At 61.6% G+C, this 16,000-nt stretch carries 15 protein-coding genes; 9 read left to right on the top strand and 6 right to left on the bottom strand.

Features of this window, described 5'->3' with window-relative positions:
• Positions 1–117: 117 nt before the first annotated feature.
• The 3 genes from J5N58_RS19465 to mepA form a co-directional block, all read right to left on the bottom strand.
• On the bottom strand, positions 118–1,140 hold the full coding sequence (locus J5N58_RS19465) for a glucokinase (RefSeq protein WP_244712426.1): 1,023 nt from the start codon (positions 1,138–1,140) through the stop codon (positions 118–120).
• Between the two features lie 29 nt (positions 1,141–1,169).
• Positions 1,170–1,556 (bottom strand): methylglyoxal synthase, encoded by a 387-nt coding sequence (locus J5N58_RS19460; protein ID WP_112827501.1) that lies wholly within the window; start codon positions 1,554–1,556, stop codon positions 1,170–1,172.
• Positions 1,557–1,657: 101 nt separating this feature from the next.
• Entirely contained in the window at positions 1,658–2,725 is a 1,068-nt protein-coding gene (mepA, locus tag J5N58_RS19455) for a penicillin-insensitive murein endopeptidase (RefSeq protein WP_425314480.1), read from the bottom strand.
• A gap of 175 nt (positions 2,726–2,900) precedes the next feature.
• Here mepA and J5N58_RS19450 point away from each other — a divergent pair, with 175 nt between their 5' ends.
• From J5N58_RS19450 to J5N58_RS19410, 9 genes are all read left to right on the top strand, one after another.
• Positions 2,901–4,748 (top strand): extracellular solute-binding protein, encoded by a 1,848-nt coding sequence (locus J5N58_RS19450; protein WP_244712424.1) that lies wholly within the window; start codon positions 2,901–2,903, stop codon positions 4,746–4,748.
• 150 nt (positions 4,749–4,898) lie between these two features.
• Positions 4,899–5,993 (top strand): microcin C ABC transporter permease YejB, encoded by a 1,095-nt coding sequence (locus J5N58_RS19445; RefSeq protein ID WP_112827504.1) that lies wholly within the window; start codon positions 4,899–4,901, stop codon positions 5,991–5,993.
• A gap of 1 nt (position 5,994) precedes the next feature.
• On the top strand, positions 5,995–7,140 hold the full coding sequence (locus J5N58_RS19440; RefSeq protein WP_112827505.1) for an ABC transporter permease: 1,146 nt from the start codon (positions 5,995–5,997) through the stop codon (positions 7,138–7,140).
• Positions 7,137–8,765, top strand: coding sequence for an ABC transporter ATP-binding protein (locus J5N58_RS19435; RefSeq protein ID WP_244712421.1), 1,629 nt, complete (start codon positions 7,137–7,139; stop codon positions 8,763–8,765). Before J5N58_RS19440 ends, J5N58_RS19435 begins: the two co-directional genes overlap by 4 nt.
• A gap of 25 nt (positions 8,766–8,790) precedes the next feature.
• Positions 8,791–9,753, top strand: a complete 963-nt coding sequence (locus J5N58_RS19430) for a 2-hydroxyacid dehydrogenase (RefSeq protein WP_244712411.1) — start codon at positions 8,791–8,793, stop codon at positions 9,751–9,753.
• Positions 9,754–9,839: 86 nt separating this feature from the next.
• Positions 9,840–10,106, top strand: a complete 267-nt coding sequence (locus tag J5N58_RS19425) for a hypothetical protein (protein WP_244712409.1) — start codon at positions 9,840–9,842, stop codon at positions 10,104–10,106.
• A 120-nt stretch (positions 10,107–10,226) separates the two neighbouring features.
• Positions 10,227–11,531 (top strand): nicotinate phosphoribosyltransferase, encoded by a 1,305-nt coding sequence (pncB, locus tag J5N58_RS19420; protein WP_113447133.1) that lies wholly within the window; start codon positions 10,227–10,229, stop codon positions 11,529–11,531.
• 136 nt (positions 11,532–11,667) lie between these two features.
• Positions 11,668–12,141 (top strand): SRPBCC family protein, encoded by a 474-nt coding sequence (locus tag J5N58_RS19415; RefSeq protein ID WP_244712407.1) that lies wholly within the window; start codon positions 11,668–11,670, stop codon positions 12,139–12,141.
• Between the two features lie 133 nt (positions 12,142–12,274).
• Positions 12,275–12,433, top strand: a complete 159-nt coding sequence (locus tag J5N58_RS19410; protein ID WP_244712404.1) for a hypothetical protein — start codon at positions 12,275–12,277, stop codon at positions 12,431–12,433.
• 35 nt (positions 12,434–12,468) lie between these two features.
• On the opposite strand, the gene J5N58_RS19405 is transcribed toward J5N58_RS19410, so the two are convergent.
• The 3 genes from J5N58_RS19405 to J5N58_RS19395 are packed head-to-tail and all read right to left on the bottom strand — an operon-like array spanning position 12,469 to position 15,983.
• The gene (locus J5N58_RS19405; protein WP_112827510.1) at positions 12,469–13,455 is read right to left on the bottom strand and encodes a type II secretion system F family protein; all 987 of its coding nucleotides are present in this window, start codon (positions 13,453–13,455) and stop codon (positions 12,469–12,471) included.
• 9 nt (positions 13,456–13,464) lie between these two features.
• Positions 13,465–14,478 carry a type II secretion system F family protein gene (locus tag J5N58_RS19400; RefSeq protein ID WP_112827511.1) on the bottom strand — a complete coding sequence of 338 codons (1,014 nt, stop codon included), beginning with the start codon at positions 14,476–14,478 and terminating at the stop codon, positions 13,465–13,467.
• A gap of 5 nt (positions 14,479–14,483) precedes the next feature.
• Positions 14,484–15,983, bottom strand: coding sequence for a TadA family conjugal transfer-associated ATPase (locus J5N58_RS19395; RefSeq protein WP_112827512.1), 1,500 nt, complete (start codon positions 15,981–15,983; stop codon positions 14,484–14,486).
• Positions 15,984–16,000: the final 17 nt, after the last annotated feature.

Below are 16,000 nucleotides of genomic sequence, written 5' to 3'. Positions count from 1 at the left end.
AAGCCAATCCCCCGTGAAACTGGGTGGTTGCGGGCATCATGCCCTATTTCTGCGCGCTCTATAGCCAGTGAAGGGCCGTTTGGCCATAGCCAATTGCTGCTCGGACGAAAGGCGAAATCAGCGGCGCCAGCGGCGGCCCTCGGTCGCAAGCCCGAAACTGCCGGGCGTCCGGGCATAGGTGGCAAGTCCCGAAAGTGCTGCCAGCGGATGGGTGACGACGAAGGTCGGAATGGTCTTCATCAGATGGCTGTGGGGCGCCTTATCCTCGAAAGCCTGCCGGAACTCCGGTCTCTTCAGCGCCGGAATGATCTTCTGGGAAATGCCGCCGGCGAGGAAGACGCCGCCGCGCGCCATGAAGATCAGCGCCATGTCGCCGGCGACCCGCCCGAGATAGGTCACGAAAAGTGAGACGGTTTCAACGGCGGCCGGGTCGGCGCCGGAGAGCGCATTCGTGGTCACCTCGGCCGGATCCTTGTAGACCGGCTCGATGCCGCTTGCGGCGCACACGGCGCCGTAGATGTTGAGAATGCCCCGGCCGCTCAGCAATTGCTCGGCCGAAATGCGTCCTTCGATCGGCGTCAGATGCGGAAAGATCTCATAGTCGCGCTCGCTGCGCGGACCGACATCCACGTGCCCGCCCTCGCCGGGAACGGGAAACCACATGTGCTGGGCATGCACGAGACCGGCAACGCCAAGTCCGGTGCCGGGACCGAGAACGACGCGCGAGGCAAGTGAGGTGTCCCCGTGCTCGCCGATCGGTTCGCGATATTGATCGGCGAGCGAGGCGATCGCCAGCGCCTGCGCCTCGAAGTCGTTGACAACGAGAACGTCGGAAAATCCGAGATCGGAGATCATCGCCTTGGGACGCACCACCCAGTCGCAATTGGTCAGCGGGATCTCGTCGTCGTTGATCGGGCCGGCAATCGCCAGGATCGCCGAGCGCGGCTGTACCGAGGTCTTGTCGAGAACCGTGACCTGGATCGCCTCGTCGATGGTCGCGAAATCCGCGGTATGCACGTTCGGAAACTGCTTCGGCTCGGCATAGGCGTCGATCAGGATGGAGAAGCGCGCATTCGTGCCCCCGATGTCGCCGATCAGGATGGGGAACGTGAGCTGTTCGTTTTCGAGGGACTTGGGCATGGCGGGTTCCGTGTCGGGCCTTTGGGGGCTCAGGCGTTCTGGGCCCCTGGGGTCAGGAGGATTTCTGCGGTGGCGCGGTTCAGGGCCATCGGAATGTCATAGACCGTTGCAAGCCGCATCAGCGCTTTTACATCGACATCATGAGGCATGGATGTCAAAGGGTCGACGAAGAAGATCAGCATATCGACCTCTCCGGTCGCGATCATCGCGCCGATCTGCTGATCGCCGCCAAGCGGACCGCTTTTCAGTCGCGTGACGTCAAGCGAGGGACAGGCCTCCTTGATGCGCCCGCCGGTCGTGCCGGTCGCCACGATGCGTTGCTTTGCAAGCTCGGCCTCGTGCTGGCGGGCAAATTCCGCCATATCGTCCTTCTTCTGGTCATGGGCAATCAGGGCGATACATTTTTGAGCGGTCACGAAGCGCCTCGGTCCGGATTTTCAATCGATTTGAACGCCTTCTATCGCAGCCGGAAGCGGTTGAAAAGCCCGGCCTTGAGGCAAGCCGGGCCTGTGCGAGCTCAGTTGCCGGCAGGACGGGGCAACGGAACCGGAACATCGGCTGGTGCATTGTCCGGCATCTGGGCTGCAATGGCCGCGCCTGCAGCCGCCGGCTCGGGCGTTGCGGCGTGCGCCGAAACGGGGGCTGCACCATTTGCGGAATAGGTCGCTGCCCATTCGCTGTCGACGGAAGGCGCGTTCAGCACCATGGCGCAGGCTTTCGGCAGGTCTGAAAGCTGCATCGGTTTCGGTTTCGGCGCAGGTTTCGCATTGGGATCTTTCTTCGGCTTCGCCCAGGGCTCGTCGGTAAACCACCATGCGAGAGACTTGTCGCAGCCGTCGCCGGGCGGAATGCCGGCCTGGTCCTTGCAGCCGGCGGCATCGGCGGGGCACTTGATGCGGACGTGGAAATGGTAGTCATGGCCGTAATAGGGCCGCACCTTGCCGAGATCGGTGCGGTCGCCCTTCCAGGTCTCGCACAGCTTCTTCTTGATCGCCGGGTTGACGAAAATGCGCTCTACCTGCGGATAGCTCGCAGCCCGCATGATGACGCGCGCATGCGCCGGCGTCCAGATGTTCGGATCGACGGTCAGGAAGGCATTCTTCTTCAGCATGGAGGTCGCCGAGATATTTTCGCGCTCATTGGCCGACAGCGTGCGCGACGGCATCGGCGTCAGCCAGATGTCCGCATCGAGGCCTATCTGGTGGGAGGCGTGTCCGGAGAGCATCGGTCCGCCGCGCGGCTGGGAGATGTCGCCAAGCAGCAATCCCGGCCAGCCGTCATACTTCGCGGCGTCCTGCGACAGGCGTTCCAGCAGCGAGATCATCTGCGGATGGCCCCAACGGCGGTTGCGTGAAAGCCGCATCGCCTGCCAGGTGGGCCCGTCGGTCGGAATGGCGACCCCGCCGGCAAGGCAGCCCTTCGAATAGAAGCCGTAGGAACTCGGATCAGCTCGCGTCGGCAGCTTCATTCCGCCGAAAAGCTCCTTGGCGGGCGGGCCGTCTGCCGCCCATCCGTCCGCGATGGCGCCCGCCATGCTTGCCGCAAAGGCCAGCGCAACTGCCAGCCGCCTCGAAACCGCTCTCATCGTCATGCTGTCCGCCGCATTTTCCCAATCCCGCTCCGGCGGGTGATTTGCTTCAACTTTAACCTGAATGCCGATTTTGTTGAATCCGTGATCGTATCGTGATCCCGGCACGGTCTGTTTTTTGCCGAGGTTTGGCCTATGCTGGTCTCAATGAAAAACAACAGGGGTGATTTGCATGGGATTGGCTTTCCTGAGGACAGGTGTCTTCACGTGTGCACTGGCGGCGCTTGCGCCGCAGGCCTTGCAGGCGCAGGAGCCCGAATGGCGGCATGCGATCTCGGTCATCGAGGCGCCGAAATATCCCAAGGATTTCCCCCGGTTCAACTACGTCAATCCCGATGCGCCGAAAGCCGGCGATCTGAAGCTCTCTGCTTCCGGCACCTTCGACACCTTCAACCCCGTGCTCGACAAGGGCGAACTCGCCGCCGGCCTGACGCCGCGCCTCTCGTTGGTAACCGAGACACTGCTGAAGCCGTCGATGGACGAGGTCGATGCGGTCTACGGTCTGCTGGCCGAAGCCGTCGCCTATCCCGAAGATTACGCCTGGGTGAAATTCCGCCTGCGGCCGGAAGCGAAATGGGCGGACGGCCAGCCGGTCACGCCCGAGGATGTCGTCTTCAGCTTCGAGAAGTTCAAGGATCTCAATCCGAAATATGCCAGCTATTACCAGCATGTGCTGAAGGCGGAAAAGACCGGAGAGCGCGAAGTCACCTTCACCTTCGACGAGAAGAACAATCGCGAATTGCCGGTCATCGTCGGCGAGATCGACATCGTTCCCATGCACTGGTGGACGGCCAATGGCCCGGACGGCAAGCCGCGCGACATCTCGAAGACCACTCTGGAGCCGATCATGGGCTCAGGCCCTTATCGCATCGCTTCCTTCTCGCCGGGCTCGACGGTCCGTTATGAGCTTCGCGACGACTATTGGGGCAGGGATATCAACGTCAACATCGGCTACGACAACTTCCGCAGCCAGACCTACACCTATTTTGCCGACCTCGATGTCGAGTTCGAGGCCTTCCGGTCCGGCAATGTCGATTACTGGGCTGAGAATTCCGCCATGCGCTGGGCGCGCTCCTATGATTTTCCCGCCGTTGCTGACGGCCGCGTCAAGCGCGAGGTGCTCGACAACGAATACAAGACATCGGGCGTTCTCGTCGGTTTCATTCCCAACATGCGCCGCGACAAGTTCAAGGACCCGCGTTTGCGCAAGGCCCTGAACTATGCCTTCGACTTCGAGGAACTGAACCGCACGATCTTTTTCGGCCAGTATCAGCGCATCGACAGCTATTTCTACGGCTCCGAACTCGCATCCAGCGGTTTGCCGGAAGGCAAGGAACTGGAAATCCTGAAAGGGTTGGGCGACGGCGTGCCGCCTGAAGTTTTCACGACCGAATACAAGAATCCGGTGGCAGGCGATCCCGCAAAGCTGCGCGACAACCTCCGCACCGCCATATCGCTCTTCCGTGAGGCCGGCTACGAGATCCGCGGCGGCCGGATGACCGATACGAAGAGCGGAACACCGCTTTCCTTCGAAATCCTGCTGAACGGACCGACCATCGAGAGGGTGGCGTTGCCGTTCGCGGACAACCTGAAGAAGATCGGCGTCACGGTGTCGGTGAGGACGGTCGATGCCTCCCAATATGCCAACCGCGTCAGAAGCTTCGACTACGATATGATTTATCTCGGCTGGGCTCAGAGCCTCAATCCCGGCAACGAGCAGAAGAACTACTGGGGTTCGCAGTCGGTCGGTCAGGAGGGGTCGCAGAACTATGCCGGCATCTCCAGTCCCGCGATCGACAAGCTGATTAATCAGATCATCTTCGTCAAGGATCGCGAAACGCTGATACCGACGGTAAAGGCGCTCGATCGCCTTCTGCTGGCGGGAAGCTACACTGTGCCCTCCTACACCATGCGGTCCTCGCGCATCGCCTATTGGGACAAGTTCGGCCGACCGGCGGAATTGCCGACATACGGTATCGGCTTTCCGTCCATCTGGTGGGCCAAAGGGGCGTCGAAGTGATTGGCGGGGCTTGCGCGCCACATTTGAGCAGCTACCAATAAACCCCACGAATCGCATGGGCCGGCAGGCCGTCTGCCGGCGGGAAAGGACGAACGGATTGAAATCGGGACTTGAGACGGACATCGTGCACCGCGCGGGAGAGACGGCCTGATGGGTGCCTATATCCTTCGGCGTCTCCTGCTGATGATCCCGACCATCGTCGGGATCATGGGCATTTCCTTCCTTGTCATCCAGTTTGCCCCGGGCGGCCCTGTCGAACAGGTCATTGCCCAGCTGACCGGGCAGGGAGACAGCGCCGACCAGCGCCTTTCCGGCGGCGGCGACATGCTCAACCAGCAGTTCGGCAATGACGAGATGAACGCCAAGTATCGCGGCGCTCAGGGGCTCGATCCGGAACTCATCGCCAAGCTCGAGAAGCAGTTCGGCTTCGACAAGCCGCCTCTGACCCGCTTCCTCGAGATGATGTGGAACTATATCCGCTTCGATTTCGGCGAGAGCTTCTTCCGCAACGCCACGGTCATCGACCTGATCGTCGAGAAGATGCCGGTGTCGATCTCGCTTGGAGTCTGGATCCTGATCTTCTCCTATGCGATTTCGATCCCGCTCGGCATCAAGAAGGCCGTCGCGGACGGCTCCCCCTTCGATGTCTGGACCTCTGGTGTCATCGTCATCGGCTACGCCGTACCGAGCTTCCTGTTCGGTATCCTGCTGATCGTGCTCTTCGCCGGCGGTTCCTTCTTCGACTGGTTCCCGCTGCGCGGTCTCGTCTCCGACAATTTCGCCCAGCTGTCCTGGTGGGAAAAGATCGTCGACTACTTCTGGCACCTGACCTTGCCGCTGATCGCGCTGTCGCTTTCGGCCTTTGCCACCACCACGCTGCTCACCAAGAATTCCTTCATCGACGAGATCAAGAAGCAGTATGTCGTGACCGCCCGCGCCAAGGGCCTGAACGAACGGCAGGTGCTTTACGGCCATGTGTTCCGCAACGCCATGCTGATCGTCATCGCCGGCATCCCCGGAGCCTTCATCTCGGCCTTCTTCACCGGTTCTCTATTGATCGAGAACATCTTCTCGCTCGATGGCCTCGGCCGGCTCGGCTATCTCTCGGTGGTCAATCGCGATTACCCCGTCGTCTTTGCCACCCTCTACATCTTCTCGCTGATGGGCCTTGTCGTCGGTCTCGTCTCCGACCTGATCTATACCTGGATCGATCCGCGCATCGATTTCGACCGGAGGGATGTCTGACATGTCTTCCGTCGAAACCGCCCGCACCGATGTCGCAGCTCCCGTGAAGAAGCCATGGTTTTCGCCGACGAATTTACGGCGTCTTGAAAACTTCAAGGCCAATCGTCGCGGCTACTGGTCCTTCTGGCTCTTCATGATCCTTTTCGTCCTGTCGCTGTTTGCCGAATTCATCGCCAACGACCGGCCGTTGATCGCCTCCTACAAGGGCGAGATCCTGTTCCCCGTCTTGGTTGACTATCCAGAGGAAAAGTTCGGCGGCTTCCTGGCGGTCACCGACTACCGCTCGCCTTTCATCAGCGACGAGATCAACGCCAACGGCTGGATGGTCTGGCCGCCGATCCGCTATTCCTACCGCACCGTGAATTCGGACATTCCCCATTCCGCGCCGACGGCGCCCTTCTGGCTGATGGACAAGGCGGAGCGCTGCTCGGCCTACCCGCTCAAGGATCAGGACCCGAACTGCAATCTCGGCAATCTCAACTGGCTCGGCACCGACGACCAGGCGCGCGACGTTGCCGCCCGGATGATCTACGGCTTCCGTATCTCCGTGCTGTTCGGCCTCGCGCTCACCATCTGTTCGGCGCTCGTCGGCGTCACCGCCGGTGCGGTGCAAGGCTATTTCGGTGGCTGGACCGATCTTCTGATGCAGCGTTTCATCGAGATCTGGTCCTCAATGCCGGTGCTCTACATCCTGCTCATCATTGCCGCGATCCTGCCGCCGGGTTTCTTCGTGCTGCTCGGCATTATGCTGCTCTTCTCATGGGTCAGTTTCGTCGGCATCGTGCGCGCCGAGTTCCTGCGTGCTCGCAATTTCGAATATGTGAACGCCGCCCGCGCGCTCGGCGTCGGCAACTGGACGATCATGTTCCGGCACCTGCTGCCGAACGCCATGGTCGCAACCCTCACCTTCCTGCCCTTCATTCTCTCCGGCTCGATCACCACGCTGACCTCGCTCGATTTCCTAGGGTTCGGCATGCCGCCGGGCTCGCCCTCTCTTGGCGAACTCATCGCCCAGGGCAAGCGCAACCTGCAGGCTCCGTGGCTCGGCCTCACCGCTTTCTTCACCATGTCGATCATGCTGTCGCTCCTGATCTTCGTCGGCGAAGCCGTGCGTGATGCTTTCGATCCGAGGAAGGCCTTCAGATGACCGCTCCGCTTCTGTCCGTCCGCGATCTCTCGGTCGCCTTCCACCAGGGGGGCAGGGAAACCCTTGCAGTTGACCGCGTCTCCTTCGACATTGCCCCGGGCGAAGTCGTGGCGCTGGTCGGCGAATCCGGCTCCGGCAAGTCCGTCTCGGCGAATTCGGTGCTGCGTCTCCTGCCTTATCCGGCGGCGAGCCATCCTTCGGGAGAGATCCTGTTCGAGGGTCGTGATCTTCTCAAGCTTCCCGAGGCGGAACTTCGTCAAGTGCGCGGCAATGACGTGACGATGATCTTTCAGGAGCCGATGACCTCGCTCAATCCGCTCCACTCCATCGAGAAGCAGATCGGCGAGATACTCGAACTGCATCAGGCGATGAGCGGACCTACAGCGCGCGAACGGACGCTGGAGCTTCTCCGGCAGGTCGGCATCCGCGAACCGGAAAAGCGCCTTTCCGCCTATCCGCACGAGTTGTCCGGCGGCCAGCGCCAGCGCGTGATGATCGCCATGGCGCTCGCCAACCGGCCGAAGCTGTTGATCGCCGACGAGCCGACGACGGCGCTCGATGTGACCGTTCAGGCGCAGATCCTGGCGCTTCTTCGTCAACTCAAGGCCGATCACGGCATGTCCATGCTGTTCATCACGCATGATCTCGGCATCGTGCGCAAGTTTGCCGACCGGGTTTGCGTCATGACCAAGGGGCAGATTGTCGAAAGCGGGCCGGTGGAGGATATCTTCACTGATCCGCAGCACGACTATACGAAGAAGCTGCTCGCCTCCGAGCCGCGCGGCGAACCTCCGGCGCTCGACGAGACGAAGCCGGTGGTGATGAAGGGCGACGACATCCGCGTCTGGTTTCCGATCAAGTCCGGTTTCCTGCGCAAGGTGGTCGATCATGTGAAGGCCGTCGATGGCGTCGACATGGTGCTGCGCGCCGGCCAGACGCTCGGCGTCGTGGGTGAGTCCGGCTCGGGCAAAACGACGCTCGGTCTGGCGCTTGCCCGCCTTATCTCGTCGAAGGGGCGCATCAGCTTCATCGGGCAGGAGATTGCCGGGTTCTCCTATCGCGAGATGCGTCCGCTGCGCGACCGCCTGCAGATCGTCTTCCAGGACCCCTACGGATCGCTCAGCCCCCGCATGTCGGTAGGGGAGATCATTGCGGAAGGCCTGAAGGTTCACGAAAGCGCGCTGTCGGCAGACGAGCGCGATGCCCGTGTCTGCTGGGCTCTGGAGGAGGTCGGCCTCGATACGGCGACCCGCTGGCGTTACCCGCACGAGTTTTCCGGCGGTCAGCGTCAGCGTATCGCGATTGCCCGCGCCATGGTTCTGAAACCCCGTTTCGTCATGCTCGACGAACCGACCTCGGCTCTCGATATGACGGTGCAGGCGCAGGTGGTCGACCTGCTGCGCGACCTGCAGAAGAAGCACGACCTCGCCTATCTCTTCATCAGCCACGACCTGCGCGTGGTGAAGGCGCTCGCCAACGAAGTGATCGTCATGCGCGCCGGCAAGGTTGTGGAGCAGGGGCCGTCGAGCGCGATCTTCTCCGAGCCGAGGGAAGATTATACCCGCGCCCTGATGGCCGCCGCCTTCAATCTCGAGGCCGTCGAGATCGGCGGCATCAGTCAGTAATATCCGGCTTACCGAAAGAGTGACCATGTCCGACAAGAGCCCCGTCGTCATCGACCTGAAGTTCGAACGCGAGAGCGTCGTTGCAGGCCTGAAGAACGCCTTTCCCGGTCGCGAGATCATCGACATGGCCTTAGCCGAGAATGCCGGCCGCGATCTTTCCGGCATTGCCTATGCGGTCGTCTGGAAGCCGGATCCGGCGCTGTTCTCCCGCATGCCGGATCTCAAGGTCATCTTCTCCGGCGGTGCCGGCGTCGACCATATCCTGAGGGCTTACGAGCTGCCGGATGTGCCGATCGTGCGCTTCGTAGACCGCAGCCTGACCGATCGCATGAGCGAGTGGGTCGTCTTGCAATGTCTGATCCACCTGCGCAGGTCGCTCGCCTATGCGCGCCAGCAGAAGAGCCGCGAATGGCGCGATCTCGATCCGCAGCCGGAGGCCTGCGATGTCACCGTCGGCGTCATGGGGCTCGGCGTCCTTGGTCAGGACGCCGTCCGCAAGCTGAAGGTCATGGGCTTCGATGTTGTGGGCTGGTCGCGCAGCATGAAGGTGATCGAAGGCATCGAGACCTTCGACCAGGCCGGACTCGATACTTTTCTAGCAAGGACGGACATTCTCGTCGGCCTGTTGCCGCTCACCGAGGAGACGCGGGGCATTTATAACGCCTCGCTGTTTGCCAGGCTTCGCCAGGGCGGGGCGCTTGAAAAGCCCGTCTTCGTCAATGCCGGCCGCGGCGGCAGCCAGGTTGAGGCCGATATCGTTGCGGCGCTTGAAGAGGGCGTACTCGGAGCCGCCTCGCTCGATGTGTTCGAAAAGGAGCCGCTCGAACCGGAAAGCCCTCTCTGGGGTTTCGAGACTGTGATCGTCACGCCCCATGTCGCGGCCTCCTCCGATGTCAGGGCCCTTTTCCGTCACGCGGAAAGACAGATGATTCGTCTGGAAGAGGGGACTTCCCTGCAGCATGTGGTCGACCGCGTGGCAGGTTACTGACGCCTTTTTCGGAACCTAATCCCGGCCCTTCTCGTTCCTCTGGTATGTTGGCGCATGCTCTGGCGCCGAAACCAGGGAGATTGTCCATGGATACGCGTTCTGACCCACGTCGCTCAGAGGCCGAACCGGGCATCGAAAACCCGAACGAAAAGCCCTTGTCCCCCAACGAGGCGAGACAGGGCTTTCTGGGAAGGCCGGTGCTGATTATCCTGCTTGCGGGCCTTGTCCTCGCGCTGCTGGTCTGGATACCCGTCGAATGGTGGGGCAATGCGATTGCGCCGGAAAACCCGTCCAACCAGCCGGCGCCGCAGGAAACGACGCCGCCTGCGCAGACCAGTCCGCCGCAACAGTAATCCAGCGGGGATATGGACTTTCAGAACCGAATTTCTGATAAGGGACGCCTGAAGCGGCCGGGCTGAATCCGGTCGCGGAGAGCGGTCAAAGCCGGCCGCGGTTTGCAGGACTGTCCGCCGATGACCAAGACCGATATCGCGACACGGGTTTTCAACCACACATGGAAGCTTGACCCGATCATCCGCAGCCTGATCGATACGGATTTCTACAAACTGCTGATGCTGCAGATGATCTGGAAGCTCTATCCGGATGTGAATGCAACCTTCAGCCTCATCAACCGGACGAAGACGGTTCGGCTGGCGGAAGAGATCGATGAGGCGGAACTCCGCGACCAGCTCGATTTCGCCCGTTCGTTGCGGCTGACCAAGAAGGAAGCGATCTGGCTGGCCGGCAACACCTTTTACGGCCGCGCCCAGATCTTCGAACCGGAATTCCTCGCCTGGCTCGCCAACTTCCGCTTGCCCGAATACGAACTGTCGAAGAAGGACGGGCAGTTCAACCTTCACTTCCATGGCAAGTGGATGGAAACCACCATGTGGGAGATCCCGGCGCTTGCCATCATCAATGAACTTCGTTCGCGCGAGGTATCGAAGTCGCTCGGGCTCTTCACGCTGGATGTGCTCTATGCCCGCGCCAAGGCCAAGATGTGGTCCAAGGTCGAGCGCCTGCGGGAGCTGCCGGGTCTCAGGATCTCGGATTTCGGCACGCGCCGCCGCCACAGTTTCCTCTGGCAGCGTTGGTGCGTCGAGGCGTTGAAGGAAGGCATCGGCCCGGCCTTCACGGGCACCAGCAACGTGCTGCTCGCCATGGATTCCGATCTTGAGGCCGTCGGCACCAACGCCCACGAGCTTCCGATGGTGACGGCCGCCCTTGCACACAATGACGAGGAGCTGGCGACGGCAAACTACAAGGTCATGCAGGACTGGAACCGTCTCTATGGCGGCAATCTGCTGATCGTTTTGCCCGATACTTTCGGGACGGCCGCCTTCCTGCGCAACGCCCCGGACTGGGTCGCGGACTGGACGGGTTTCCGCCCCGACAGCGCCCCACCGATCGAGGGTGGGGAAAAGATCATCGAATGGTGGAAGAAGAAGGGCCGCGATCCACGGCAGAAGCTGTTGATCTTCTCCGATGGGCTCGATGTCGAAGCGATCATCGATACCTATCGCCATTTCGAGGGCCGTGTGCGTATGAGCTTCGGCTGGGGCACCAACCTCACCAATGATTTCGCCGGTTGCGCTCCCCGCGAGATCGAGGGCCTGAAGCCGATTTCGCTTGTCTGCAAGGTGAGCGACGCCAATGGCCGTCCCGCAGTGAAGCTCTCAGACAATCCACGCAAGGCGACCGGCGATCCGGCCGAGGTGGAACGCTATCTGAAGTTCTTCGGCTCCGAGGACCGTATCGAACAGGCCGTGTTCGTCTGACGTCGAACCTCGACGGGCGATGTTCGCTTCTTGCGATCCGTCCCCGTGTCTGTAAGCTGTTGGTCAGGTACTGACGTCTTGCCCGGGGAGGGGCGTGGCGGGCGTATGGTCGGATCGCTTCAGGGAGGAAAGCAGCATGGACATGAGCGGCAGCGAGCGGATCGAAGCTCCGGTGGAAACCGTATGGCGGGCGTTGAACGATCCTGAAATCCTGAGGCAGGCTATACCGGGTTGCGAAAGCCTGGAAAAAACCTCCGATACCGATATGGTCGCCAAGGTGGTGCTGAAGATTGGACCAATCAAGGCGAAATTCGAAGGCGCCGTGGAGTTGCAGAACCTCGATCCGCCGCATTCGTATACCATTTCCGGCGAGGGGAAGGGTGGTATCGCCGGTTTTGCCAAGGGCGGTGCCGATGTGGCGCTTGCTGCCGATGGTCCCGGCGCGACGATCCTCAGCTACACCGTGAAGGCTGAGGTGGGCGGCAAGATCGCCCAGCTTGGCTCCAGGCTGATCGATTCGACGGCCAAGAAACTCGCGGGCGAGTTCTTCTCGAAGTTCGGAGTGCTGGTTGCGACCGGCTCCGGGGAAGCTGCCGGCATTCCGGCCTGACGAACCGGCATGAGAGGATGCAGGGATCGCAGCACCCTTTGAACGACCAGGATCGTCTGAAAGCCTTGCGCAAGCCACCGGGGCGACGGTGGCTTAAGGCCGAAATGTGATTCGGCGCGTATAGGATATGAAAATGACGAACGATCCCGATCACTTCTTCGAACAGCAGGACATGGCGGTGCAGATGCTCATCGTCGAAAACAAGGGCGATGAACTGACGGATATTCTCGTTGAAGCCCTGCGCGATGCGCTTTCCCTGCTGCAGGAAGAGCGGGAAGCGACGATGCATTGAAACGGTTCCGGCAAGAGCGGGAACCTGTTTGATGCTTAGAACCGGTCGGATACCTGGATGCCGGCGGGGCCGAGAATGACGGCGACGAGCACCGGCAGGAAGAACAGGATCATCGGCACCGTAAGCTTTGGCGGCAAGGCCGCGGCCTTCTTTTCAGCTTCGTTCATGCGCTCGTCGCGGCCTTCCTGTGCGAGCACGCGCAGCGCCTGTGCAACGGGCGTGCCATAGCGTTCTGCCTGGATAAGCGCCTGTGTAACGTTCTTCACGCCTTCAAGCTGCGTGCGCAGACCGAGGTTTTCGAGCGCCGTGCGACGATCGGGCAGGAAGGAAAGCTCCGCCGTGGTCAGCACCATTTCCTCGGCGAGTTCCGGTGACTGGATGGCGATTTCATCCGCCACACGCCGCATGGCGGCCTCGATGGAAATTCCCGATTCGACGCAGATCAGCATCAGGTCCAGAGCGTCCGGCCAGGCGCGGCGGATGGATTTCTGCCGCTTCGTCATGCGGTTCGAGACATAGATGTTCGGCAGGTAAAAGCCGACGTAGCCGCCGACGATGGTGGCCAGCAGGCGGATGGGAAGGGGCTTGTCTGCGAGGTTGCCGAGCGCGAAGATCCAGATGGCGGTGATCGCCAGTGTCAGGAACGGCAGGAAGAAGCGCGCGAACAGGAAAATGTTCAAGGCGTTCTGGGAGCGCAGGCCCGCGGCGCGCAGCTTGTCCATCGTCGCGTCATCCACCAACGCCTGACGCAGGTTCAGGCGCTCGACGATCTGCCTGACCGACTGGTTGTTGGTGGCGCGAAGGCTCGCCTTGCCGCGGGCGGTTTCGGCGTTCATCCGGGCCCGCTCCCGTGCGCGGATCTGCTCGCGCTCGGTCGAGACCGCCTTCATGCGCTTGTCGAGGTCGCTGCGTTCGAGAAAGGGTATGACGATCGTATAGAGCGTTGCGAACACTGCGATCGCCACGAGCGCGGCGATAATCAGCGAGGGGTTTGTCAGGCGTGCCGCGAGTTCTTCAGTCATCGCCCGTCCCTAGATGTCGAAATTGATCATGTTGCGCATCACGAGGATGCCGATCGACATCCACACCGCCGAGATGCCGAGGATCATATGGCCGCGGGAATCGGTGAACAGGATCATGATGTATTGCGGCGAGGTGAGATAGACGAGCAGCGCAACGATGAAGGGCAGGGCGCCGATGATGGCTGCCGATGCCTTGGCTTCCATCGAAAGAGCGTTGACCTTCGCCTTCATCTTCTTGCGGTCGCGCAGGACGCGCGAAAGATTTGCCAGCGCTTCCGACAGGTTGCCGCCGGCCTGGCTCTGGATGGCGATGACGATCGAGAAGAAGTTGATCTCCTGCAGCGGCATGGTCAGCATCATGCGCTGGCAGGCTTCCGGAATGCTGAGGCCGACCTGCTGGGATTCGATGACCCGGCGGAACTCCGTCTTTACCGGCTCCTGGCTTTCCGACGCGATCAGCCGCAGCGCGTCGTTGAGCGGCAGGCCGGATTTGATGGAGCGGACCATCACATCTAGCGAATTGGGAAACTCGTTGAGGAACTTCTTCTGCCGGCGGCCGATCATAAAGCCGAGAAGCCAGCGCGGCACGCCGAGACCGGCGACGAAAGCGACGCCGAGCACCGCGACGGGCGGCAGGCCGGCCACGAAGGCGAACACCGCGATGACGACGCCGAAGACGGCGCTGAACGTGTAGTACTGGCTCGGAGCGAACGAGAGCCCGGCCTGAGACAGCCGTGATTTGAGGCTGGTGGTCGCTGCTTTCTTCTGGCGCTCATGCTGCTTGCGTTCCAGCTCTTTCAGCGAATCCTGTACCGATTTTCGCCGCTTGGAGATTTCCTGCACGCGGTCACGGGCGGCTTTCACCTTGGCATGATCCGTCTCGGCCGCCTTGACGCGGTTGATGCGGTTGGCGGTCTTTTTCTCGACCTCGATCTGTGAGTACAGGAGACCATAGGCGACGCCGCCGGTCGCGACGGCTGCAAGCGCGACGATGGCCAGTACGATCGGGTCGAAACCGAACATCTTCCTCAGGTCCCCTTGCTTTTTTGTTCCATCGCGTCCAGCGCGGCCGCCAGTCGGCGCTCCTCGTTGTAATAACGTGCCCGGTCCCAGAAATGCGGCTTGCCGATGCCCGTCGAGACGTGCCGGCCGATAATCCGGCCGTTCAGATCCTCTCCTTCGATCTCGTAGCGCAGCAAATCCTGGGTGATGATGACATCGCCCTCCATGCCGATTACTTCGGTGACATGGGTGATGCGGCGCGAGCCGTCGCGCAGTCGGGCGGCCTGGATAATGACGTCGATGGAGCCCGAGATGATCTCGCGCACGGTTTTGGCCGGCAGCGTAAAGCCGCCCATGGCGATCATCGATTCCATGCGCGACAGGCATTCGCGTGGCGTGTTTGCGTGGATCGTGCCCATCGAGCCGTCATGGCCCGTATTCATCGCCTGCAGGAGGTCGAACACCTCCGGTCCGCGCACTTCGCCGACGATGATGCGTTCGGGACGCATGCGCAGGCAGTTCTTGACGAGGTCGCGCATGGTGATTTCGCCCTCGCCCTCAATGTTCGGCGGGCGGGTTTCCAGACGCACCACATGCGGCTGCTGCAGTTGCAGTTCTGCGGTGTCCTCGCAGGTGATGATGCGCTCGTCGGCATCGATGAAGCCGGTCAGGCAGTTGAGCAGCGTCGTCTTGCCCGAGCCCGTTCCGCCCGAGATGACGACGTTGCAGCGCACGCGACCTATGATCTGCAGGATCTCGGCGCCCTCCGGCGTGATGGCGCCGAACTTCACGAGCTGGCCGAGATTGAGCTTGTCCTTCTTGAACTTTCGGATGGTCAGAGCGGGACCGTCGATCGCGAGCGGCGGTGCGATGACGTTGACGCGGGAGCCGTCCGGCAGGCGTGCGTCGCAGATCGGGCTCGATTCGTCGACGCGGCGGCCGACCTGGCTCACGATACGCTGGCAGATGGAGAGGAGCTGGGCGTTGTCGCGGAACCGGATATCCGATTCGATCGTCTTGCCGCCCACTTCGATGAAGGTCTGGCCGGCGCCGTTGACCATGATGTCGGCGATGTCGTCGCGTGCGAGCAGCGGCTCCAGCGGGCCGTAGCCCAGCACGTCGTTGCAGATATCGTCGAGCAGTTCCTCCTGCTCGGAAATCGACATCGCGAAATTCTTGATGGTGATGATGTCGTTGACGATGTCGCGGATTTCTTCGCGCGCACTTTCCCCATCAAGCTTGGCGAGCTGCGATAGGTCGATGGTGTCGATCAGCGCCGAGAACACCTGGGATTTGGTGTCGTAATAGTCCTGCGTGCGGGCCGGCCGCTTGCGCGCTCCAGGTTGTTGCTGCGCCTGCAAGGGCGGCGGCGTTACCTGCTGGCGCGGTTCTTCGCGCAGGGGCTCCGGTGCGGCGGCCGCGCTGCGCTGGGGCGGCGCTGCAACAGCCGGCGCGCCTGCAGGCGGCGCCATGCCGACCCCCGACCCGCTCTTGCCAAAACCGTCGCTTCCGCGCTTTCCGAACATCAGCTTTTACCTGTTTC

Origin of the sequence: Paenirhizobium cremeum, from assembly GCF_022884085.1 — a bacterium.
Lineage (GTDB): Bacteria > Pseudomonadota > Alphaproteobacteria > Rhizobiales > Rhizobiaceae > Allorhizobium > Allorhizobium cremeum.
This window is presented reverse-complemented; position numbering and strand designations above follow the sequence as displayed.